A 22,310-nucleotide genomic window follows, 5' to 3' on the forward strand; every position below is an offset into this window, starting at 1 on the left:
GGACTCAGCTGGCCGAGGTGACCCGGTACACGTCGTAGACGCCCTCCACGTTGCGCACCGCCTTGAGCACGTGGCCGAGGTGTTTCGGGTCGCCCATCTCGAAGGCGAACCGGCTCACCGCGACCCGGTCCCGGGAGGTGGTCACCGAGGCGGAGAGGATGTTGACCCGTTCGTCGGCGAGCACCTTGGTGATGTCGGAGAGCAGCCGGTGCCGGTCCAGGGCCTCGACCTGGATGGCGACCAGGAACACCGAGGACGCCGAGGGGGCCCATTCGACCTCCAGGAGGCGTTCCGGGCTGGCCTGGAGCTCCTCGCTGTTGGTGCAGTCGGTGCGGTGCACGCTGACCCCGCCGCCGCGGGTGACGAAGCCGAGGATCTCATCGCCCGGCACCGGGGTGCAGCAGCGGGCGAGCTTGACCCACACGTCGCTGGTGCCCTTGACCACCACGCCGGCGTCCACGCCGCGGCGGCGCTGCACGGTGGAGGGGGTGGCCCGGTCGGCCAGCTCCTCCTCGGCGTGCTCGACCCCGCCGAGCAGGGCGACCAGGCGCTGCACCAGGTGGCGGGCGGAGACGTGGCCCTCGCCGACGGCGGCGTAGAGGGAGCTGACGTCGAGGTAGCGGAGCTCGCGGGCCAGCGCGGTGACCGAGTCGGCGGAGACCAGGCGCTGCATGGGCAGGCCGACCCGGCGGACCTCCTTGGCGATCTGGTCCTTGCCGGCCTCGATGGCCTCTTCGCGGCGTTCCTTGGCGAACCACTGCTTGATCTTGGTCTTGGCGCGCGGGCTGGCCGCGAACTGCAGCCAGTCGCGGCTGGGCCCGGCCCCTTCGGCCTTGGAGGTGAAGATCTCCACGACCTCGCCGTTCTCCAGCTTGCGCTCGAGGGCGACCAGGCGGCCGTTGACGCGGGCGCCGATGCAGCGGTGCCCGACCTCGGTGTGCACCGCGTAGGCGAAGTCCACCGGGGTGGAGCCGGCGGGCAGGGTGACCACGTCGCCCTTGGGGGTGAAGACGAAGATCTCCTTGACCGCGAGGTCGTAGCGCAGCGACTCCAGGAACTCGCCCGGGTCGGCGGCCTCGCGCTGCCAGTCCAGCAGCTGCCGCATCCAGGCCATCTCGTCGACCTCGACGCCCTTGTGGGTGCCGCGGGTCTCCTTGTAGCGCCAGTGCGCGGCGATGCCGTACTCGGCGGTGCGGTGCATCTCGTAGGTGCGGATCTGCACCTCGAGGGGTTTGCCGTCGGGGCCGATCACGGTGGTGTGCAGGGACTGGTAGACGCCGAAGCGGGGCTGGGCGACGTAGTCCTTGAACCGGCCGGGCATGGGCTGCCAGAGCGCGTGCACCACGCCCATCGCGGCGTAGCAGTCGCGCACCTCGTCGACCAGGATGCGCACGCCGACCAGGTCGTGGATGTCGTCGAAGTCGCGGCCGCGGACGATCATCTTCTGGTGGATGGAGTAGTAGTGCTTGGGGCGGCCTTCCACCCTGGCCAGGATGCGCGCGGACTCCAGGTGCCCGGAGAGCTCGTCGGTGACCTTGCGCAGGTGCTTGTCCCGGCTGGGCGCGCGGTTGGCGACCAGGCGGACAATCTCGTCGTACTTCTTGGGCTGCAGGATGGCGAAGGCCAGGTCCTCCAGCTCCCACTTGACCGTGGCCATGCCCAGGCGGTGGGCCAGCGGGGCGAGCACCTCCAGGGTCTCGCGGGCCTTGCGGGCCTGCTTCTCCGGGGCCAGGAAGCGCATGGTGCGCATGTTGTGCAGCCGGTCGGCGAGCTTGATCACCAGCACCCGGGGGTCGCGGGCCATGGCGATGACCATCTTGCGGATGGTCTCGGCCTCGGCGGCGGCGCCCAGCTTGACCTTGTCCAGCTTGGTGACGCCGTCGACCAGGTGCGCGACCTCGTCGCCGAACTCCTTGCTGAGGGCGTCCAGGGAGTAGTCGGTGTCCTCGACGGTGTCGTGCAGCAGCGCGGCGACCAGGGTGATGGTGTCCATGCCGAGCTCGGCCAGGATGGTGGCCACCGCGAGCGGGTGCGTGATGTAGGGGTCGCCGGACTTGCGGCGCTGTTCCCGGTGCTTGTCCTCGGCGACGTCGTAGGCGTGCTGGAGCAGCGCGAGGTCGGCCTTGGGGTGCAGTTCGCGGTGCACCGCCGCGAGGGGCTCGAGGACCTGTTTGACCGGGGCGGCGCGCTGCGCGGTGATCCGCCGGGCCAGCCGTGCGCGCACCCGCCGGGTGGCTGAGGGCGGCGGCGCGGGGAGCGCCGGCTGCGCCACTACGGAGGCTTCGACGTCTTGGCTCAAGTGCACGCTCCCGGATTGCCTCGGGTGCCGAGGCCACCGACCCCGGTAACCGAGGATAACGCCACAGCTCGAGCGGCACGCGCGGGTGTTCGACGAACGTGAAGAGTGACACGACGAACAGCGTCCGGGTTACCGCTGGACCGATCATTTTTCGCCGTGTGTGCGGTCCCGGTCACCGTGTGTGCGCGCCGGTGACCGGAACCGCACCCGGTCAGTGGGCGGCCAGCACGTCCACCACGTGCACCAGGGTGTCGGTCTGGCCCTGGGCGGGTGGCACGACCAGGAGCACCCGGCTGCCGGCGCGGACCCCGGCGAGTCCGGCGATCAGGCCGTCGGCGGTCTTGCCGGGACGCAGGGTGAAGGCGGCGGGCTTGCCCTTGCGCCAGGAGGAGTCCACGACCTCGCCGGTGCGCCAGGCCACGGTGGTGTGCTGGACGATCGCGGTCTGCCCCGGCCACACCCGGGCGCCGCGGCCGTCGACCAGGGTGCGGGACTCCGGCCACCGCGGCGGCTGCGCCGAGGGGATGGTGATGGCGGGCTGGCGCCCGTCGACGCGTTCGACCGAGGGCAGCCGCCGGGTGTCGTAGGGGCGGCCGGGCCTGCCCGCGGCGGAGGCGGCGCTCTGGTAGGTGCCGTAGACGTCGACGACGAAGACCAGGGTGTCGTCCTTGAGGATGCCCGCCTCGGGGATGCCGCCGCGCGGGCCGTAGCCCCAGTCCGGCGGCACGGTCAGCACCACCCGGCTGCCCGCGCGCACGCCGAGCAGGCCCTCATCCCAGCCCTTGATCAGCTTGCCGGCGCCGAGGGGCACGTCGAAGGGCGCGGCGCCGCCGTAGGAGTGCTCGACGAGCTTGTTGTTGCGCCACACCTTGAGCAGGTAGTGCGCGAAGAGGAGCTCGCCCCTGGCTGCGGCCGGGCCGCGGCCGGGGATGGCGGTGCGCACGTCCAGGGTGGCGGACGGGGTGACCGCGGAGGGGATCTGAAGGACCGGTTCGTGGCCGAAGGCGCCCGCGACGAAGGGACGGCCGTGCGTGGGGCCGGCGGCCGCGGTGGCGGTGCCGAGCCCGAGGGCGGTGGTGAGGCCGACGGCCAGCAGCACCAGTGTTCTGCGCGTCAGTGAGTGAGCCACGAGGCACCGTAACCAGGGCGCCGCGGCGGGGGCACCACCGAAGAGAGCAGCCCCGCCGCGCTGGTGCGCGACGGGGCTGTTCGGGTGTGCGGACGCCGGGTGGCGGTCGGCGTCCGCGTGGTCAGCGCCGGCAGATGTCGGTGGCCAGGCCGGTGAGGGCCTGGCTTACGCCGTCCTTGCACCAGCCGCTGGCTCCTGCCTTGCTCTCGGTCGCGCCGAGGACGAACAGCAGGGCGGTGGTGGCGATCGCGGCGGTGAACACGCTGCCGACTCGACGTACGACGGTTGAGTTCATAGTGAATCCCCCGTTGGTGTGGTGGCCGGGCGGTGGCGGCTCGGCTCGGTGTGCCACAGGTCTCCAGATTAGCCCGAACGAGGGATCTTGGGATTGTCTATAGGTGCACTCATTCCGGGCTGTCACGGCACGGACACACACCAGCGGCGCCAGGGAAGCCCTGACGCCGCTGGGGGTGTCGTGCGGGGTGGTTCAGACCGTGCGCAGCGCGGTGACCTGGTAGCCCTCCAGGGCGGCGCGGCCGTTGAGGGCGGCGATCTCCAGGACCACCACGATCCCGGCGACCACTCCCCCGGCCTGCTCGATCAGCTGACAGGTGGCCGCGGCGGTGCCGCCGGTGGCGAGCACGTCGTCGATGACCGCGACCCGCTGGCCGGGCCGGATGGCGCCTTCGGCGAGCTCCAGCTCGGCGGTGCCGTACTCCAGCTGGTAGCTGACCTTGGCCGCGACCGAGGGCAGTTTCCCGGCTTTGCGGACCGGGACCACGCCGACGCCGCAGCCGTAGGCCACCGGCGCGGCCAGCAGGAACCCGCGGGCCTCGATGCCGGCCACCACCTCGGCCTGCGGGCAGGCCGCGGCCAGGCCGTAGACCAGCGCGCCGAGTGCCTTCGGATCGGCCAGCATCGGGGTGAGGTCGCGGAAGAGCACGCCGGGCCGCGGGAAGTCGGGGACGTCCCTGATCAGGTCCAGCGCGCCCTCGAGGTCACCGGCCAGGGTCAGCTGCTTGACCACGGCCTGCTGGGCCTGGGCCATGGCCTCGCCGACACCGCTGACGGCGTCGGCGAGGTCAGGCTGCTGTGCTCCGGTCACCGGCCACGCTTGCCGGTCGGGCGGGCCTTGGGCGCGGCGCGGCGGGCGTCGCTGGCCTTGGCGGTGCGGCCGGGCACGGCGGAGGCCGCGCTGATCGCCTGCTCGCGGCGCAGCTCGGCGTCCAGGCTGTCCTCGTCGGTCGGCTCGAAGGTCTCGCCGACCGCGGCCGCCTCGGCCTTGCGGGCCAGGTTGGCCCGGCGCGCGGCGACCCGCTGGGCCTGCTGCTGGTACTTCGGCTCGGTCAGCTTCAGCGTCACCAGCAGCGGCGAGGCCAGGAAGATCGAGGAGAAGACACCCGAGATCATGCCGGTCATCTGCACCAGCGCGAGGTCCTTGAGCGTGCCCACACCGAGCAGGCCGACGCCGATGGCCAGCAGCGCGAACACCGGCAGCACCGCGATCAGCGAGGTGTTCAGCGAGCGCACCAGGGTCTGGTTGACCGCCAGGTTGGTGGCCTCGGCGTAGGTGCGCCGGGTCAGGCCGAGCAGGCCGCGGGTGTTCTCCTTGACCTTGTCGAAGACGACCACCGTGTCATACAGCGAGAAGCCGAGGATGGTGAGCAGGCCGATCACGGTGGCCGGGGTGACCTCGAAGCCGACCAGGGAGTACACGCCGGAGGTGACGATGAGGTCGAAGGCCAGCGCGGCCAGCGCGGCCGCGGCCATCCACTTCTCGAAGTAGAAGATCAGGAACAGCGTGACCAGCACCAGGAACACGATCAGCGCGATGATCGCCTGGTTGGTGATCTCCCCGCCCCAGGAGCCGGAGACGGCGCTGTCGCTGATCACCGTCGGCACGCTCTGCCCGTTCACGTCCTTGGGCTTGAGCTGGGTGAACAGCGCGTCGCGCAGCTTGGTGACCTGCTCGGCGTTGAGCGCCTCGGAGCGGATCTGGATGGTCTGGCTGGTGCCGGTGCCCGCGGTCTGCACCGAGGCGGCTTCCTTGCCCAGGGTCTGCTGGTAGACGTCCTTGACCTGCTGGTCGGTGATGGCCGGGCCGCTGACGCTGGAGGTCGGCATGGACAGCTTGGTGCCGCCCTTGAAGTCGATGCCCAGCTCGAAGCCCTTGAACACCATCGAGCCCAGGCAGATCAGGAACAGCAGCGTGGTGGCGATGTACCAGACCTTGCGCTTGCCGACGATGTCCAGCGCGCCGTTGCCCAGGTAGAGCCGGGTGAAGAAGGCTTCCTTCTTCTTCGGCCGCTGGGTGCTTTCCAGGTCGGGGGCTACCACGGCTCCGCTCTCGTTCTGTTCAGCCATCTCAGGCCTCCTTCACGGCTGCGCCGGCCGGGGCGGCCTTGCGGTAGGTCGCGTTGAACCGCTGTGCCTCGCCGAGCCCGGACAGGCCGGGGCGGGAGAGGAACTTGGAGTGCGAGGCCAGCGCGACCAGCGGGTGGGTCACCAGGAACACGATCACCAGGTCGAGCACGGTGGACATGCCCAGGGTGAAGGCGAAGCCCTTGACCTGGCCGACGGCCAGGACGTAGAGCACCGCGGCGGCCAGGAAGCTGACCGCGTCGGCGGAGAGGATGGTGCGGCGGGCGCGGACCCAGGAGCGGGGCACCGCGGAGCGGAAGCTGCGGCCCTCGCGCACCTCGTCCTTGAGTCTTTCGAAGAAGACGATGAAGGAGTCGGCGGTGATGCCGATGGCGATGATGAACCCGGCGACGCCGGCCAGGTCCAGGGTGAAGCCGACCCAGCGGCCCAGCAGCACCAGCACCGCGAAGACGACCAGGCCGGTGAGCACCAGGGAGAGCGCGGTGAGGATGCCCAGCGCCCGGTAGTAGAACAGGCAGTACAGCAGCACCAGGGCCAGGCCGATGGCGCCGGCGATGAGACCGGCCTGCAGCGAGGCCAGGCCGAGGGTGGCCGAGACGGTCTCGAACTCCGACTGCTCGAAGTTCAGCGGCAGCGAGCCGTACTTGAGCGCGTTGGCCAGCTGCTGGGCCTCGTTCTGGGTGAACTGGCCGGTGATCTGGGTGCTGCCGCCGACGATGGCCTCGTTGATCGAGGGCGCGGAGACGACCTTGGTGTCGAGCACGAAGGCGGCGCGCTTGCCGACGTTCTTGGAGGTGAACTCGGCCCAGGTCTTCACGCCGTCGCCGTGGAAGTTCAGGGTGACCACGAAGCCGGGGCCCTGGGAGTTGGCCTGCGCGCTGGCGTCGGAGATCTGCTTGCCGTCGAGGAACACCGGGCTCAGGATCAGCTTCTCGGTGCCCTTCTCGTCACAGGTGACCAGGGGCAGCTTCGGGTCGTCCAGGCCGGTGAGCGGGTCGGCGGCCTTGCAGTCCAGGGTGGCCAGGGCGATCTGCTGGGCCTGCTGGTCGGTCAGCAGCGCCTCGTTCTGGCGGAGCTGCTTGGCCTGCTTGATGGCTTCGGGACCGGCCTTGGGCTGGCTCGGCGCGCTGCTGGGTGGCGCGGCGGAGGAGCTGCTCGGCTGGGCGGAACCGGCGGGCTGCTGGGCGGGGGCGATCCGGCCCTGCGGCTTCGGCGCGGAGGTCGGCGTGCCGGTGCCCGCGCCGGGCGCGGAGGTCGGCGGCGGGTTCGAGCCGCTGGTCTGGGTGCCGGGCGCGGGCTGGTTGGTCGCCGGGACCGCGCCGATGACCGCGCGGAAGCCGAGCACCGCGGTGCGGCCCAGGCTGCGGGCCTCGTCCGGGTTGTTGCCGGGGACCGTGATGACCAGGTTGGTGCCGTCCTGCACGACCTCGGCGCCGGAGATGCCGGAGCCGTTGACGCGGCGGTCGATGATCTCGCGGGCGAGGTTGAGCGACTCCGCGGAAGGCGGGGCGCCGGACTCCGACCGCGCGGTCAGCGTGACCCGCGTGCCGCCCTGCAGGTCGATGCCCAGCTTCGGCTTGGCCTGCCCGTCACCGGTGAAGAACACCAGCGAGTACAGCACGACAACGATCAGTCCGAAGGCGGCGAGGTTTCGCCACGGGCGTACATGCCCAGCCGGAGGTGCCACGGTACGTCGGTCTCCTCAAGCCAACGGGGCCGTGCGGTGGACCCGTTGCCGATGGTCAGTGGATGTGGACCGCTCTGTCCGCATCGGGCGAGGCAGGGCGGTGCGCCCCCGCCACGCTGCACGCGGGGGCGCCAGAGCCTAGCGCGCCAGGAAATCCTGGCGTTAGCGTCTTACCGGTTGTTCTTGCCCTGCTCAAGGGGCGGGGCGACCTCGGCCTTGCTCTCGTTGGCCTTGTCGGCCGAGACCTTCTCGGCGGCGGGAGTCGCGGGGAGCTCCTCCTCGTCGACCTCGATCTCCTCCTCGTGCAGGTCCTTGACCTTCTCGCGCACCGCGGCGCGCACCCACTCGGTGGTCACCCCGGGGGCGATCTCCAGCTTGATGGTGGTGTCGTCCTCGGCGTCGACCACCGTCGCGTACAGACCGGAGGTAGTCATGACCCGGTCACCAGGCGCGAGCGAGCTCTGCAGCGACTGCTGTTCCTGGATGGCCCTCTTCTGCTTGCGGACGCTCAGGAACATCATGACCCCGAGCCCGACAATGAGGAGCGGGAAGATAAATGACGGGTCCATCATTCTCCGTTCGGCGGAGGCCGGCCCTGGTGGCCTGACATCCGGTTTTGTTCGGGTATGCGGGTACGAGTGTGCCAGGTGTCACTCGCCGGGAGCCTGGGGCGGGGGTTCGAGCCCGAGGTGGCGCCACGCGGACACGGTAGCGACCCGCCCGCGCGGTGTTCGCGCGAGCATGCCGGCCCGCACCAGGTACGGCTCGCAGACCTCCTCGACGGTGGTCGGCTCCTCACCCACCGCCACGGCCAGGGTAGACACCCCGACCGGGCCGCCTCCAAACGACCGCACCAAAGCACCCAGAACGGCACGATCCAGGCGGTCCAGGCCGAGCTCGTCGACGTCGTAGACCTGGAGCGCGGCCATGGCGATGTCCCTGGTCACGGCCCCGTCGGCGCGGACCTCGGCGTAGTCGCGGACCCGGCGCAGCAGCCGGTTGGCGATGCGCGGGGTGCCGCGGGAGCGCCCGGCGATCTCCACCGCGCCGTCGGGGCGCAGGTCGACGCCGAGGATGGTCGCGGAGCGTTTGAGGATGAGCTCCAGCTCGCCGGGGACGTAGAACTCCATGTGCGCGGTGAAGCCGAAGCGGTCGCGCAGCGGGCCGGTCAGCGAGCCGGACCGGGTGGTGGCGCCGACCAGGGTGAACGGGGCGATGTCCAGGGGGATGCTGGTGGCGCCGGGGCCCTTGCCGACCACCACGTCGACCCGGAAGTCCTCCATGGCCAGGTAGAGCATCTCCTCGGCGGGGCGGGCGATGCGGTGGATCTCGTCGATGAACAGCACGTCGCCCTCGGCCAGGTTGGACAGCATCGCGGCCAGGTCGCCGGCGCGTTCCAGGGCGGGGCCGGAGGTGATCCGCAGCGCGGCGCCCAGCTCGGCGGCGATGATCATGGCGAGGCTGGTCTTGCCGAGTCCGGGCGGGCCGGAGAGCAGCACGTGGTCGGGTGGGGAGCCGCGCCGCATGGCGCCGCCGAGGACCAGTTCGAGCTGTTCGCGGACCCGGCCCTGGCCGACGAACTCGGTCAGGTTCCTGGGCCGCAGCCCGGTCTCGTCCTCGCGTTCGCCGGTGCCGGCGTAGGGCGAGAGGGGGGTGTCCTCCTCGGCCTCGCCCACGAACACCGCGTCGTCTTCGTACACCGCGCTCCCCTACTTCTTGCGCCCGAGTCCGGCCAGGGCCTTGCGCAGCACGGTCGCGGTGTCCCCGCCGCCGTCGGCGAGCACCGCCTCCACCGCGCCCTCGGCCTGTTTGGCCGGGAAGCCCAGTCCCAGCAGCGCCTCCACCACCTGGGCGCGGACGTGGTCGTGGTCCAGGCCGGGCAGTTCGGGGCTGCCGCTGGGGATCAGCGCGCCGACCTTGTCCCGCAGCTCGATGACCAGGCGTTCGGCGCCCTTGCGGCCGACGCCGGGGACCTGGGTGAGCACGGTGATGTTGCCCTCGGCCAGCGCGGCGCACAGCTTGTCCGGCTCCAGCACGGCCAGCACGGCCAGCGCGAGCTTGGGGCCGACGCCGGTGACGGTCTGCAGCAGGCCGAAGAGCTCGCGGGCCTCGTCGGTGGCGAAGCCGAAGAGGGTGAGGGAGTCCTCGCGCACGACCAGCGTGGTGGACAGCCGGGCTTCTTCGCCGCGGCGCAGGGTGGCCAGGGTGGCGGGGGTGGTGCGCACGGCCAGGCCGACGCCGCCGACCTCGATGACGACGTGGTCGAGGCTGATGGAGAGCACCTGGCCGCGTACCGAGGAAATCACGTGATCACTTGTTCCTTGTCCGGGCGGGCTTGGCCGCCGTCCTGGCCGCGGCGGCGAGCCGGGCCTTGTGCGCCTGGGCGAGCTGGGCGGCCCTGGCCTGGGCCTCGGCCAGCCTGGACTGCATGGGCGCGCGCCAGATGTGGCAGATGGCCAGGCCCAGGGCGTCGGCGGCGTCGGCGGGCTTGGGCGCCTCGGCCAGCCCGAGCACCTTGGTGACCATGGCGGTGACCTGGGCCTTGTCCGCGCGGCCGGAGCCGGTGAGCGCGGCCTTCATCTCGCTGGGGGTGTGGAAGGCCACCGGCAGGTCGCGCCGGGCCGCGCACAGCGCGATCACCCCGCCTGCCTGGGCGGTGCCCATGGCGGTGCGCACGTTGTGCTGGCTGAAGACCCGTTCCACCGCGATGACGTCCGGCCGGTAGCGCTCCAGCCACAGCTCGGCGGCGTCGGCGATCTGCAGCAGCCGCACCGCGAGGGGGGCGTCGACCGGGGTGCGGACCACGTCCACGGCGATCGCGCGGACGCTGCGGCCGGTGCCGCCGTCGACCACGGCGATGCCGCAGCGGGTCAGGCCGGGGTCCACTCCCAGCACGCGCACGCAGACCAACTCCCGATCAACTGGCGAACACTCGTTCGAACCCTAGAGGGCGGGCGACTTACCCGGGTGGGTGACACGCGAAAACGTGGACAGTCACCCGCCGGAGTGGGTACCGTCGGTTTCGCAATGCGATCGCATTGAATCTCTTGGGGGTTCTGGAATGAATGATGTCAGCAGGCGCGGCTTCCTGGCCGGGACCGCGGCCCTCGGCGGGCTGGCGGTCACCTCCGGCGTGGCCTCGGCAGCGCCCGAGGCGGCGGCCGGGGCCGGTCATCCGCCGCTGGGCCCGGTGACCGTGCGTCCCGGCGACCCGCGCTACCGGGACTTGCAGATCAAGGGCGTGAACACCCGGTTCCGCCCGGCGCCGGAGGCCTTCCAGCTGGTCGGCTCCACCGAGCAGGTGGTGCGCGCGGTGCAGGAGGCGGTGCGCGCGGGCAAGCGGATCACCGTGCGCGGCGGCGGCCACTCCTGCGAGAACTCCGTCGGCGAGGGCGCGCAGGTCATCATCGACCTGTCGCAGTTCAACGACGTGTACTTCGACCAGCGCCGCGGCGCCTTCGCCATCGAGGCCGGCGCGACCCTGCGCGAGGTGTACAAGACGCTGTACCTGGGCTGGGGTGTCACGCTGCCCGGCGGGGAGTGCGGCGAGGTCGGCGTGGGCGGGCACATCCAGGGCGGCGGCTACGGCCCGCAGTCCCGGCGGCTGGGCGTGACCGTGGACTACCTGTACGCGGTCGAGGTCGTGGTGGTGGACAAGGACGGCACCGCCCGCGCGGTGGTGGCCACCCGGGAGCCCGGCGACCCCAACCGCGAGCTGTGGTGGGCGCACACCGGTGGCGGCGGCGGCAACTTCGGCGTGGTCACCCGCTACTGGATGCGCGATCCGAAGGCCAAGGGCGACGATCCGACCAAGCTGCTGCCGCGCCCGCCGGCGGAGGTGGTGACCAGCGTGGCGATCTGCGGCTGGAAGGACATCGACGAGGACCGCTTCGTCCGGCTGATGCGCAACTACGGCGAGTTCCTGGAACGCCACAGCGCCCCGGACTCCCCGTTCACCGGCCTGTGGTCGGCGTTCCTGGTGCCGCCGCCGGTGGAGGGCCCCAACCCGCAGGGCTTCATCATCGCCGGCCAGATCGACGCCGGGGTGCCGAACGCGGAGAAGTTGCTGGCCGAGTACTTCGCCGCGGTCACCGCCGGGGTGGACAAGGGCGTGTTCGTCACCCCGCCGGAACGCCAGACCTGGCTGACCAGCGCGCTGTCCTCGGGCACCAACCAGGAGTCGGGGCGGTACAAGCAGAAGTCGGCCTACCTGCGCAAGCGCTACACCGACGAGCAGGCCCGGATCTCCTACCGGCACATCACCGCGGTGAAGGTCCCCGAGGGCACCACGCCCCCGCCGCTGCTGTGGCTGTTGTCCTTCGGCGGCAAGGTCAACACCGTCGCCCCCTCGGCCACCGCGATGGCGCAGCGGGACTCCATCCTCAAGGCCACCTTCATCACCTACTGGCCCGACCCCAAGGACGAGGAGACCGAGATCCGCCGCCTCCGCGAGTACTTCCGCGAGCTCTACGCCGACACCGGCGGCGTCCCGGCGCCCAACGCGGCCAACGACGGCTGCTACATCAACTACCCGGACATCGACATGGCCGATCCGGCGTGGAACACCTCCGGCGTGCCGTGGCACGAGCTGTTCTACAAGGGCAACTACCCGCGTTTGCAGCAGGTCAAGGCGAAGTGGGACCCGAGGAACGTCTTCCACCACACCCTGTCCATCCGCCTGCCGTGACCCGCGGCCGCCCCCGGTCCCGGCTAGCGTGGGCGAGGTGCACGAGTTCACGCTGGCCCTGCATCGGGCGCTGACCGGATCCGCCAACGCCTGCTCCTCCCCCTACTCCGTGGCCACCGCGCTCGGCCTGCTCGCCGAGGCCGCGCGGGGGCCCGGCCGGGCGGAAATCGTCGCGCTGGTGGGAGATCCAGCCGAGCTGGCCGCCCGGTTCGGCGAGGCCGGGCAGCTGTGGGCCGGGGAGCTCGCGGTGGCCAACACGCTGTGGGTGGACCGCGAGGTCACGGTGCGGCCGGAGTTCACCGACACCCTGGGCGGCTGGCCGGGGGCCGCGGTGCGCGAGCTGGCCCTGCGGGCCGATCCGGAGTCCGCCCGCGGGGTGATCAACGCCGATGTCGCCGAGACGACCAGGGGGTTGATCCCGGAGGCGGTGCCGCAGGGGGCGATCACGCCGGAGACCGTGGTGGCGCTGGTGAACGCGCTCTACCTCAAGGTCGGCTGGAACCTGCCGTTCCGGGACGGGGCGACCGAGGACCTGCCCTTCCACGCGCCGGACGGGACGGTCGCGGTGCCGACGATGAGCCGGGCCGGCAAGTCCAAGCACGTGGCCGCCGGCGGCTGGCAGTCGGTGGCGCTGCCCGCCGACGGCGGCGTCGAAGCCGTGGTGCTGCTGCCCGACGGCGACCTGGACGAGACGCCCCTGGACGCGGCGCTGCTGGCGGAGCTGACCGGGCCAGGAGAGTTCCGGCAGATCGAGCTGTACCTGCCCCGGTTCCGGGTCGAGTCGCGGGTGGAGCTGGCCGCGCCGCTGGAAGAACTGGGCGTGCGCACGGTGTTCAGCGAGGACGCCGACCTGGGCGGGCTCACCGCGGCACGGGTCGCGGTGACCGCGGCGCTGCACCAGGCGGTCCTGGAAGTCGACGAGAACGGCCTGGAAGGCGCGGCGGTGACCGCGATGCTGGTCGGGGCGGTGTCCCTGGAGCTGGAACCGCCGCCGCCACTGGAGATCCGGGTGGACCGGCCGTTCCTGTTCCTGGTGCGGCACCAGGGCACCGGCGCGCCCTACTTCCTGGCCAGAGTGGTGCGACCGTGACCGAGATCGACCCGGAGGTCAAACGGCGGGCCTGCGTGGCACTGGCCCGGCACGCCACCAGGTCCGCACCGCTGGGCTGGTCCACCGACACCGCGGACACCTTCGCCGGCTGGCACTTCTCGCCGTATGAGGAGTGGCTGCTGGTCTACACCTCCGGCGGCTACGGCGGGCCGGTGCAGTACCTGGTGCGCGAGGACACCGTGTTCGTCTTCAGCCTGGCCGAGCACTCCTACGAGTCCGCGCTGGCCGCCGCGCGTGCGCACTACGACCGCCCGGCCCGGCGCTGGTGGCGGTTCGGGCGGAGCTGACCGCGCGCTCGGGCAAGGCGGCATCAGGAAAAGCGAAGTCCGGGGGAATCGGTGAACCCCGGAAACGGCGGCACGCTACGTTGAAACGTCCACCGTCACGGAGCCCGCCGGGAGTACACGTGCCGCGAGTAGCGGTGATCGGCTACGCCAGTGTCGACCACGCCATGCAGACCGACCCGTTCCTGGCCGCGACCGGCACCACCCTGGTCCGCCGCCGCCTGTCCCACCCGTGGCCCCACCTGGGCGGCATCACCTACGCCGCCGAGGGCCTGACCAACGCGGGCCACGACGTCCGCGCGGTCACCTGGGTAGGCCAGGACACCTTCGGCGCGGCCTACACCGAACGGCTCGCCGCCTGGGGCGTGGACGTCTCCGGCGTGGACCAGAGCGGCGACCGGACCCCGTCGAACTTCCTGTTCTACGCCCCCGACGAACAGATCGTCACCGTCTACGACCCGGGCGAACCGGTCCCGGACTCCCTGACCGAGACCCAGCGCGCGGTCATCGCCGACAGCGACTGGGTCTGCCTCCTCGTCGGCCCCCGCCCGGTCACGGTGGAGATCCTGGACCTGCTCCGCCCAGAACAACACCTGGCCTGGACCGTCAAGGACGACCCAGACGCCTACCCCGGCGGCCTGGTCCACCGCCTCCTCTCCCGCGCCTCCGTCCTGACCTTCTCCACCAGGGAAAGACTGTTCCTGGAACGAGCCGTCGCCCCCCGACCCTTACGCGACCGCACCAGGCCCGAGTCCCTGCGCGCGGAAACCCAGGGCCCCGCGGGCGCCCAGTTCTGGCACAACGGCACCTCGGGCGCGGTCGGGGCGACGGCGATCGAGGCGGTGGACACCACGGGCGCGGGCGATGTGTTCTTCGCGGCGGCGGTGGCGAGCATGATCGAGTCCCCGGCGGAGCCCCGGCTGGCGACGGAGGCGGGAGTGGCGGCGGCGACGGCGTTGCTGCGGTGCCGGAAGGACTCGACGGAGGGCAAGGTCTGCTGAGCGGAGGCTCGCGGGCGGGTGCGCAGGCGGCGGGTCCGCAGGCGGCGGGCGCGCAGGCGGCGGGTCCGCGGGGGGCGGCTCGCGGGCGGGCGGCGGTTGGCCGGGCGGGCGGCCGGTGCGGAGCAGTCGGGCGGCGGGCGCGGGTGGCGGCGGGCTCGCGAGCGGTTCGCAGTGGGGCTGGCCGCGGGCAGGCGAGGCTTGCGGATCGCGGCGGGTTAGTCTCGGTGTGCGGCGATCGGTCAGGCCCGGTCACGCTCAACGAAGCCGAAGATCAAGACGGAAAGCAACCTTTTCGGCTCGAAAAGCGTTCCGCAGAGGAAGCGGAGGCGCGGGCGGGGGAAACAGCGGCCCAGCGCGGGCGAGCCTGAACGAGCACGGATCGGGTCGGCCCGGGGTTCGCCCTGGTCAGGGAGCCCGGACGGCAGGACACGGAGCGTCGTGGGTCGGCTCGGAGCGTCGCGGCTGGGTTCAGAGCGGCGTGGGTCGGCAGCGCGCGGGTGGCTGGGCTCGGGTGGCAGCGCGCGGGTGGCTGGGCTCGGGTGGCAGCGCGCGGGTGGCTGGGCTCGGGTGGCAGCGCGCGGGTGGCTGGGCTCGGAGCGACGGGCACGGCACGGCCGCCTGGCATGGCCGGGCAGGGGATGCTTCGGGGCGGCTGGGCGGGGCGCGCGGGGCGGTCCGGGGTGCGGCGGGGCGGGCTGGGCGGCGCGCATAGGCTCGGTGGGTGAGTGTTGATCTGGTGGGCCGGGGCCAGGGGTTCGTGGAGTTCTGGACGGAGCGGCGGCTTGCCTCGCTCACGTCGGTACGGCCGGATGGGCGGCCGCACGTGGTGCCGGTCGGGGTGACCGTGGACTTCGAGCGTGGGCTTGCCCGGGTGATCACCCGTCGGCACTCGGTGAAGGCGCGGCTGGCGGCTGGCGCTGGGGTGGCGGGGCTGGCGGTGGCGGTGTGCCAGTTCGAGGGGGCGCACTGGTCGACGCTGGAGGGGCGGGCCGTGCTGCGGGATGACGCCGAGTCGGTGGCGGAGGCGGTGGCGCGGTATGCGCGGCGGTATCGGCAGCCCAAGGAGAGTCCGGAGCGGGTGGTGTTGGAGATCGTGGTGGAGCGGGTGCTCGGGAATCGCTAGGACAGGGGCTTGGTGGCGGGGTTCGCTGGGGTTCGCGGGCTTCGCTGGGGTTCGCGAGGGGCTTCACGGGGGCGCGGGTTCGCCGGAGGGGTGTTAGAGCGGGTCGCAGGGGGTTTTAGCGGCTTGCGGGGATACGCCGGGATGCGCCGGGTGCGTTGCCGGGCGGCTGACGGTGCCGCTAGGGCGCGTGGGGTTTGTCCGGGGCGGGGGCGCCTGGGCGGGCGGGGTTCGCCGGGGCCACGCGGGGGGTCGCCGGGGCACGCTGGGGGTCGCCTGGGCCACGCGGGGGGGCGGCCGGGCGGGCCGGGTTACGTGGGGGTTTGGTTGCGGGGTTTTTCCAGGATGGTGAGCGGGATGCCTGCGGTGTCTGGGCGTTCGGCTACTCGGGTGTAGCCGTGGCGTTCGTACAGGGAGATGGTTTCGGTGCTGGCGGTGCCGGTGGCGAGCCAGAGGGTGCGGACCGTGGGCGGGGTGGCTTGTTCCAGGGTGGTGAGTAGGCTGGTGCCGACGCCTTCGCCTTGGCGGTCGGGGGCTACGGCCAGGCGGGCGATCTCCATCCGGTCGCCGGTGACCAGGCCGCGGATGGCGCCGATGAGGCGGGGGCCGGACCAGGCGCCCAGGGTGGGGGTGCAGGGGTTGGTGATGAGGGCCTGGAGGTGGGGCAGGGTGTCGGTCAGTGGGGGGATGAAGGGTTCTCGGTAGCGCTGGGCTTCGGGGACGAACGCCGCGTATTGCAGGGTGAGGAGTTCGCCTGCATGGTCGCGGTGCAGGGGGGCGATGTGGGTTTTGGTCATGGGCCGTTCACGCCGGGGAGCCAGCTTTCGGGGGCGCCGCTGGCGGTCAGGACGGGCTGGGCTCGGCGGAAGCGGTAGCAGCCGGTCTGCCAGGGCCAGGCGTGGTCGTGTTTGGGCCACAGCAGTTGCAGGGTGGGAAAGTCCGCGTCGGGGTAGAGGGCTCCCGCGGAGGTCAGCCAGTCCGGGTAGTGCTGCTGGGCGACCTGTTCGAAGGTGACCTGGTAGCCGTCGATGAAGCCGTCGTAGCGGTAGCCGGGGGCGAAGCGCTCCCCCGCCGCGGTGCGTTCGGCGTACTGGCGGACCAGGTCACGGCCGTGGTGGTCCGGGGCGCCGATGACGATGACCTCTGGGGTCTCGCGCAGGGCCCACAGGCCGAGGGTGTAGTGACAGCCGGGGACGCGCAGGCCGGTCAGCTGGTCGTGGTCGGCGGCTACCGCGATCGTGGCGTAGTCGTGCTCGGCGACGTGTTTCAGCAGGTCGCGGCGGATGTCTTCCGCGGTGGCGCCGTTGCACATGTCGCACATGGTCCTGTCCTCCCGATGACTCGTTCGAACATATGTTCGCACGAGGGGGCGACAGTCAGGGGCCTTCCGCGCCGGAGGTCCAACTTTCGGGGTATCCCGAGTCGGTGAGCACCGGCTGCCACTCGAAGAAGCCGGCCGGGGCGTCCTCCTGCCACGGCCAGTGGCCCTCGGGGGTGGTGACGATGATCTGCATCGCCGGGAAGTTGCCCTGGGGGTGGAAGAGGAAGACGAAGCCGAAGAACTCCGGGTAGTAGCCCAGGTGCACCTTCTCGAAGGTGACCAGGCAGCCGGGCAGGAAGTCGTTGTAGACCTTGCCCAGCGGGAAGCGCTCGCCGCGGGAGATGCGGTCGACGTAGACGCCGATGACGTGGGTGGCCGCTTCCTCCGGCAGGCCGATGACGACGGCCTCAGGGGCGCCGAAGCGGCGCCAGGCGCCGACGGAGAGGGCGAAGTTGGCCGCGCCGTCTTCCTCGGGGATGTGGACCACGGCGGCGCCGTGTTGTTCGGCGCTGGCGAGGAGTTCGCGGCGGAGCTGGTCGTCGGCGGTTTCCAGGGGCGGCATGGCGGTAATTGTGCCTGCGGGGTGGGGGTGCGGGTGGGGTGGGTTGTTGGGCCGTTTGGCCTAATTTGGGTCGCTGGGTCGTTGGTTGCTGAGTCGCTGGGGAGACGCTGGTTGGCGGTGGATTGTGTGATTTGGTTTGGGGCCCCTAGGCCATCCCTGATTGGGCTGAAGGGGCAGGCGGTGAGGCCTGCCCAATCGCTGGGCTAGCTTATGGGATGGCCTCCCCCCAAACAAAATCACACAATCCACCGTAACTTTGGCGGGGAACTGCTGGTCGCGGCCACCGTTGGGGGTGGGCTGACGGGCGCGGATTGGGTTGAGCGGGGGGTTCTGCGTTTGATTGGGGGCGTAAATGCAATTCGCCGCTCCCGCCTCGCTTTCGCGAGACGGGAGCGGCGATTTTTTGTGCTCTTGTTGCGATATTGGCTAGGCGTCTACCTCGGCCATTACGTCGTCGCTGACGTCGAAGTTGGCGTAGACGTTTTGGACGTCGTCGCAGTCTTCCAGGGCGTCGATGAGGCGGAAGACCTTGCGGGCGCCTTCGGCGTCCAGGGGGACGCTGGTGGCGGGGAGGAAGTTGGCGTCGGCTGAGTCGTAGTCGATGCCGGCGGCCTGCAGGGCGGTGCGGACGGCGACCATGTCGCTTGCTTCGGAGACGATCTCGAAGCTGTCGCCCAGGTCGTTGACCTCTTCGGCGCCTGCGTCCAGGACGGCCAGCAGGACGTCGTCCTCGGTCATGTCGTTCTTCGGGACGATGATGACGCCCTTGCGGGTGAACAGGTAGGACACCGAGCCGGGGTCGGCCATGTTGCCGCCGTTGCGGGTCATGGCGACGCGGACCTCGCTGGCGGCGCGGTTGCGGTTGTCGGTGAGGCACTCGACCAGTACCGCCACGCCGCTGGGGCCGTAGCCCTCGTACATGATGGTCTGCCAGTCGGCGCCGCCGGCCTCTTCGCCGCCGCCGCGCTTGCGGGCGCGCTCGATGTTGTCCGAGGGGACCGAGCTCTTCTTCGCCTTCTGGATGGCGTCAAACAGGGTCGGGTTGCCCTCGGGGTCACCCCCTCCGGTCCGCGCGGCGACCTCGATGTTCTTGATCAGCTTCGCGAACAGCTTGCCGCGCTTGGCGTCGAGGGCGGCCTTCTTGTGCTTCGTGGTGGCCCACTTGGAGTGGCCGCTCATCTCTCCTCCGTCGCTCTCTGCACCGGGACGCGTTCCCCCACAGCTTCTCAGGCCGCGCGCACGGTGTCCGCGAACAGGCGGTGCACCCGCCCGTCGCCGGTCAGTTCCGGGTGGAACGCGGTTGCCAGCACGCGTCCCTGTCGAACGGCGACGATCCTACCGGCGGCCGCCCCCGACTCCGGGACATCCGGCACGGTGGCGAGCACCTCCACCTCGTCGCCGACGGACTCCACCCACGGGGCCCGGATGAACACCGCGCGCACCGGGTCGCCCTCGACGCCCTTGACCGCGAGGTCGGCCTCGAAGGAGTCGACCTGGCGGCCGAAGGCGTTGCGCCGGACCACCATGTCCACGGCGCCGAGCTGGTGCTGGTCCGCGCGACCGTCGAGCACCGTGCTGGCGAGCATGATCATGCCAGCACAGGAGCCGAAGGCGGGCAGGCCCTCCTTCAACCGCAGGCGCAGCGGTTCCAGCAGCTCGAAGTTGGTGAGCAGGCGGCTCATCGTGGTGGACTCGCCACCGGGGATGACCAGCCCGTGCACCTGCGCCAGCTCCTCTGCCCTGCGGACCGGGCGGGCGAGCACATCGCATTCGGCCAGGGCCACCAGGTGCTCTCGCACGTCACCCTGCAGGGCGAGCACTCCGACCACGGGCTGGGCTGCCGACACTGCGCACTCCGAACTGCTGGAACCGTCGTTGCTGGGTCTACCAGCTTATTCGCCCGCGATCGGCTCCCGAACCGGGGTGCTCTGCTGCGCCGGGCCGGCCAGCGCGCGGTTGCGCCTGCTGACCAGCTTCCAGCCCACGAACAGCACCACCGCGATGACCGGCATCGAGTAGAACGCGATGCGTTCCGGGCCCTCGGTGAAGGCCATCAGCACCAGCACCATGGCCAGGAAGGCGATGCTCAGCCAGCCGGTGTAGGGCGCGCCGGGCATCCGGAACGTGCTGCGCGGCAGCTCGCCCTTGTCGGCCTTGCGGCGCAGCTTGATCTGGCAGTACAGCAGGGTGATCCAGGTGGTGATCACACCGAGGCTGGCCACCGCGATGGCGATGTCGAAGGCCTCCTTGGGCACCAGGTAGTTCAGCACCACGCCGAAGAGGTAGACCACGCCGGTGAACAGGATGCCGCCGTAGGGCACGTGCCGGGCGGACATCTTGCCGGTGAAGGCCGGGGCCTCGCCCTTCTGCGCCAGCGAGCGCAGGATGCGGCCGGTGGAGTAGAGGCCGGAGTTGCAGGAGGACAGCGCGGCGGTGAGCACGACCGCGTTCATCACATCGCCTGCGGCCGGGATGCCCAGGCGGGAGAAGACGGTGACGAACGGGCTCTCCGCGCCGGAGTACAGCGTCCAGGGCAGCACCATGGCCAGCAGCAGCACCGAGCCGACGTAGAAGATGCCGATCCGCCAGACCACGCCGTTGATGGCCTTGGGCAGGACCTTCTTCGGGTCCTTGGTCTCACCGGCGGCGATGCCGACCATCTCGATCGCGGAGTAGGCGAAGATCACCGCCTGCAGGCTCATCAGCACCACGCCGACGCCGTTGGGCAGGAAGCCCTGGTTCGCGGTCAGGTTGGACACGCTGGCGGTCACCCCGCCGATGTCGGCGGAGGTCAGCACCAGCGCGAGGCCGGTGAACAGGAAGACGATGATCGCCAGCACCTTGATGACGGAGAACCAGAACTCCAGCTCGCCGAACAGCTTCACCGACAGCAGGTTGACCGCCAGCAGCACCACCAGCGCGACCAGCGCGGTGATCCACTGCGGCACGTCCGGCAGCCAGCGGTGCACGTAGATCGCCGCGGCGGTGATCTCGGCGATGCCGGTCATGGCCCAGTTGACCCAGTACATCCAGCCGCTGGTGAACCCGGCCCACGGGCCGACGAACTCGCGGGCGTACTCCACGAAACTGCCCGCGGCGGGCCGGTGCATGACCAGCTCCCCCAGCGCGCGCATCACGAAGAACGCGGCGATGCCGCAGGCGGCGTAGGCCAGCACCAGGCCGGGCCCGGAGGAGGCCAGCCTGCCGCCGGCGCCCAGGAACAGGCCGACGCCGATGGCGCCGCCGATGGCGATCATCTGGACCTGGCGGTTGGACAGCGACTTGACGTACCCGTCGTCGTCTGGCTGACCAAGCTTGGTGTCGAGCTCCGGCGCGGAAGCCACGCGGCGCCCCTCTCTGTCCTCGATTACATAGATATCCGGCGCCCACGTGGCGGAATCACGTAACGGGGGCGCCGGTGCCCTCTGAACCGGGGACGATATCCCTACTCACCGTGCACATTGGAAGGGGGATCGCTACGACGTAATGGGGATCACGTTCATTCTTATGGGAACCTCAAGTGACTCTACGAGATCGCCCCAGAGATCCTCCACGTCTTCCAGGCCGATCGAGAGCCGGACAAGGCGGGGGCTGATGCCGCAGGCCAGGCGGTCCTCGTCGGCCACCAGGCGGTGGGTGAGCGCGGCCGGTCGCTCGATCAGGGAATCGACCGAACCGAGGCTCACCGCATGGGTGAAGAGGCGGAGCCGGGAGAGCAGGGCATCCGATTCTTCGAATGTCTCGATTGCCAGAATCGCGCCGGGTCCGCGCAGCTGCCGGCCGAGCACCCCGTGCGGATCGGAACCGGCCAGTCCCGGATAGTGGACCTTGGCCACCGCGGGATGCTCATTCAGCCGCTCGGCCAGCTCCGCGGCGGTGCGCTGGGCGGCCTCCACCCGCAGCGGCAGGGTGGCCAGGCCGCGGTGCAGCAGGTAGGCCGACATGGGGTGCAGCAGCGCGCCGGTGGCCACCCGCAGGCTGCGGATCGCGGCGGCCTGCTCGGCGGGGGCGGCCACGATGCCGCCCATGGCGTCGCCGTGGCCGCCGAGGTACTTGGTGGCCGAGTGCAGCACGTAGGTGGCGCCGTGCGCGGCCGGGTTCTGCAGCACCGGGGTGGCGAAGGTGTTGTCCACCAGCACCGGCACCCCGCCGGCGGCGGCGACCAGCGCGTCGAGGTCGACCAGGTCCAGGGTGGGGTTGGCCGGGGTCTCGGCGATCACCAGTCCGGTGTCCGGCCGGATCGCCGCGGCGGCCCCGGCGGCGTCGGTGTAGGTGACCTCGACGCCGAGGATGCCGCTGCTGAGCAGGTGGTCGGAGCCGCCGTAGAGGGGGCGCAGCGCGACCACGTGGCGGCGGCCGGTGACCAGGCAGGCGGCCTGCACGGTGGCCACCAGCGCGGCCATGCCGCTGCCGAAGGCGACCGCGTCGGGCAGGCCTTCCAGCTCGGCCAGGGCCCGCTCGAAGCGGGAGACGGTCGGGTTGACCAGGCGGCCGTAGACCGGGGAGGCGGCGGCCGGCGCGCCGGCGGCCAGTTCGAGCAGGGCCTGCTCGCCGAGCTCGTCGCCGGGCAGGGGGTAGGTGGTGGACAGGTCGATCGGCAGCGCGTGCACGCCGAGGGAGGTCAGCTCCTGGCGGCCGGCGTGCACGGCGCGGGTGCGGATACCGCTCATGGCCGGAATCGTGGCGCGGGAGGCGGGTTCGCTGGGTAGATTGCGAATCCTGTTCGG

The 22,310-nt window shown here is 71.3% G+C and carries 22 protein-coding genes; 5 read left to right on the forward strand and 17 right to left on the reverse strand.

Going from position 1 to position 22,310, the window contains the following annotated elements; translation table 11 throughout:
• Positions 1–4: 4 nt before the first annotated feature.
• From ACWDY5_RS08135 to ruvC, 10 genes are all read right to left on the reverse strand, one after another.
• On the reverse strand, positions 5–2,299 hold the full coding sequence (locus ACWDY5_RS08135; protein WP_449721550.1) for a RelA/SpoT family protein: 2,295 nt from the start codon (positions 2,297–2,299) through the stop codon (positions 5–7).
• Positions 2,300–2,510: 211 nt separating this feature from the next.
• Entirely contained in the window at positions 2,511–3,428 is a 918-nt protein-coding gene (locus tag ACWDY5_RS08140) for an FKBP-type peptidyl-prolyl cis-trans isomerase (RefSeq protein ID WP_449721551.1), read from the reverse strand.
• A gap of 121 nt (positions 3,429–3,549) precedes the next feature.
• Positions 3,550–3,723, reverse strand: a complete 174-nt coding sequence (locus ACWDY5_RS08145; RefSeq protein ID WP_449721552.1) for a hypothetical protein — start codon at positions 3,721–3,723, stop codon at positions 3,550–3,552.
• A gap of 192 nt (positions 3,724–3,915) precedes the next feature.
• A complete protein-coding gene (locus ACWDY5_RS08150; protein WP_449721709.1) occupies positions 3,916–4,476 on the reverse strand; it encodes an adenine phosphoribosyltransferase in 561 nt (186 codons plus the stop codon).
• A gap of 53 nt (positions 4,477–4,529) precedes the next feature.
• The gene (gene secF / locus ACWDY5_RS08155) at positions 4,530–5,792 is read right to left on the reverse strand and encodes a protein translocase subunit SecF (RefSeq protein ID WP_449721553.1); all 1,263 of its coding nucleotides are present in this window, start codon (positions 5,790–5,792) and stop codon (positions 4,530–4,532) included.
• Position 5,793: 1 nt separating this feature from the next.
• Positions 5,794–7,497 carry a protein translocase subunit SecD gene (gene secD / locus ACWDY5_RS08160; RefSeq protein WP_449721554.1) on the reverse strand — a complete coding sequence of 568 codons (1,704 nt, stop codon included), beginning with the start codon at positions 7,495–7,497 and terminating at the stop codon, positions 5,794–5,796.
• A gap of 170 nt (positions 7,498–7,667) precedes the next feature.
• On the reverse strand, positions 7,668–8,018 hold the full coding sequence (yajC, locus tag ACWDY5_RS08165) for a preprotein translocase subunit YajC (protein ID WP_449721555.1): 351 nt from the start codon (positions 8,016–8,018) through the stop codon (positions 7,668–7,670).
• Positions 8,019–8,147: 129 nt separating this feature from the next.
• Positions 8,148–9,179, reverse strand: coding sequence for a Holliday junction branch migration DNA helicase RuvB (ruvB, locus tag ACWDY5_RS08170; RefSeq protein ID WP_449721710.1), 1,032 nt, complete (start codon positions 9,177–9,179; stop codon positions 8,148–8,150).
• 27 nt (positions 9,180–9,206) lie between these two features.
• On the reverse strand, positions 9,207–9,803 hold the full coding sequence (ruvA, locus tag ACWDY5_RS08175) for a Holliday junction branch migration protein RuvA (protein WP_449721556.1): 597 nt from the start codon (positions 9,801–9,803) through the stop codon (positions 9,207–9,209).
• A gap of 4 nt (positions 9,804–9,807) precedes the next feature.
• On the reverse strand, positions 9,808–10,398 hold the full coding sequence (gene ruvC / locus ACWDY5_RS08180) for a crossover junction endodeoxyribonuclease RuvC (RefSeq protein ID WP_449721557.1): 591 nt from the start codon (positions 10,396–10,398) through the stop codon (positions 9,808–9,810).
• A gap of 160 nt (positions 10,399–10,558) precedes the next feature.
• Between ruvC and ACWDY5_RS08185 the strand changes: the two genes are divergently transcribed.
• The 5 genes from ACWDY5_RS08185 to ACWDY5_RS08205 all read left to right on the forward strand — a co-directional run bounded on the left by ACWDY5_RS08185 (position 10,559) and on the right by ACWDY5_RS08205 (position 15,703).
• The gene (locus ACWDY5_RS08185) at positions 10,559–12,184 is read left to right on the forward strand and encodes an FAD-binding oxidoreductase (protein ID WP_449721558.1); all 1,626 of its coding nucleotides are present in this window, start codon (positions 10,559–10,561) and stop codon (positions 12,182–12,184) included.
• 37 nt (positions 12,185–12,221) lie between these two features.
• A complete protein-coding gene (locus tag ACWDY5_RS08190) occupies positions 12,222–13,274 on the forward strand; it encodes a serpin family protein (protein WP_449721559.1) in 1,053 nt (350 codons plus the stop codon).
• Complete coding sequence (locus ACWDY5_RS08195) at positions 13,271–13,582, forward strand: hypothetical protein (protein ID WP_449721560.1); 312 nt, start codon at positions 13,271–13,273, stop codon at positions 13,580–13,582. The genes ACWDY5_RS08190 and ACWDY5_RS08195 overlap by 4 nt, the downstream gene beginning before the upstream one ends.
• A 119-nt stretch (positions 13,583–13,701) precedes the next feature.
• Positions 13,702–14,580, forward strand: a complete 879-nt coding sequence (locus tag ACWDY5_RS08200) for a carbohydrate kinase family protein (RefSeq protein ID WP_449721561.1) — start codon at positions 13,702–13,704, stop codon at positions 14,578–14,580.
• 721 nt (positions 14,581–15,301) lie between these two features.
• Entirely contained in the window at positions 15,302–15,703 is a 402-nt protein-coding gene (locus ACWDY5_RS08205; RefSeq protein WP_449721562.1) for a pyridoxamine 5'-phosphate oxidase family protein, read from the forward strand.
• Between the two features lie 308 nt (positions 15,704–16,011).
• Here the strand turns inward: ACWDY5_RS08205 and ACWDY5_RS08210 are convergent, their stop codons facing one another.
• The 7 genes from ACWDY5_RS08210 to ACWDY5_RS08240 form a co-directional block, all read right to left on the reverse strand.
• Complete coding sequence (locus ACWDY5_RS08210; protein WP_449721563.1) at positions 16,012–16,497, reverse strand: GNAT family N-acetyltransferase; 486 nt, start codon at positions 16,495–16,497, stop codon at positions 16,012–16,014.
• Positions 16,494–17,012, reverse strand: a complete 519-nt coding sequence (locus ACWDY5_RS08215; RefSeq protein WP_449721564.1) for a DUF4262 domain-containing protein — start codon at positions 17,010–17,012, stop codon at positions 16,494–16,496. The genes ACWDY5_RS08210 and ACWDY5_RS08215 overlap by 4 nt, the downstream gene beginning before the upstream one ends.
• A gap of 64 nt (positions 17,013–17,076) precedes the next feature.
• Positions 17,077–17,583, reverse strand: a complete 507-nt coding sequence (locus ACWDY5_RS08220) for a DUF4262 domain-containing protein (protein WP_449721565.1) — start codon at positions 17,581–17,583, stop codon at positions 17,077–17,079.
• A 426-nt stretch (positions 17,584–18,009) separates the two neighbouring features.
• Positions 18,010–18,762: a YebC/PmpR family DNA-binding transcriptional regulator gene (locus ACWDY5_RS08225; RefSeq protein WP_449721566.1), complete on the reverse strand. Its 753-nt coding sequence runs from the start codon at positions 18,760–18,762 to the stop codon at positions 18,010–18,012.
• A 47-nt stretch (positions 18,763–18,809) separates the two neighbouring features.
• Positions 18,810–19,430, reverse strand: a complete 621-nt coding sequence (gene pdxT / locus ACWDY5_RS08230; protein ID WP_283660180.1) for a pyridoxal 5'-phosphate synthase glutaminase subunit PdxT — start codon at positions 19,428–19,430, stop codon at positions 18,810–18,812.
• A 45-nt stretch (positions 19,431–19,475) separates the two neighbouring features.
• Positions 19,476–20,840 carry an amino acid permease gene (locus ACWDY5_RS08235; RefSeq protein ID WP_449721711.1) on the reverse strand — a complete coding sequence of 455 codons (1,365 nt, stop codon included), beginning with the start codon at positions 20,838–20,840 and terminating at the stop codon, positions 19,476–19,478.
• A 219-nt stretch (positions 20,841–21,059) separates the two neighbouring features.
• Positions 21,060–22,253, reverse strand: coding sequence for a trans-sulfuration enzyme family protein (locus ACWDY5_RS08240; RefSeq protein WP_449721567.1), 1,194 nt, complete (start codon positions 22,251–22,253; stop codon positions 21,060–21,062).
• Positions 22,254–22,310: the final 57 nt, after the last annotated feature.

It is taken from the genome of Crossiella sp. NPDC003009, assembly GCF_053591555.1.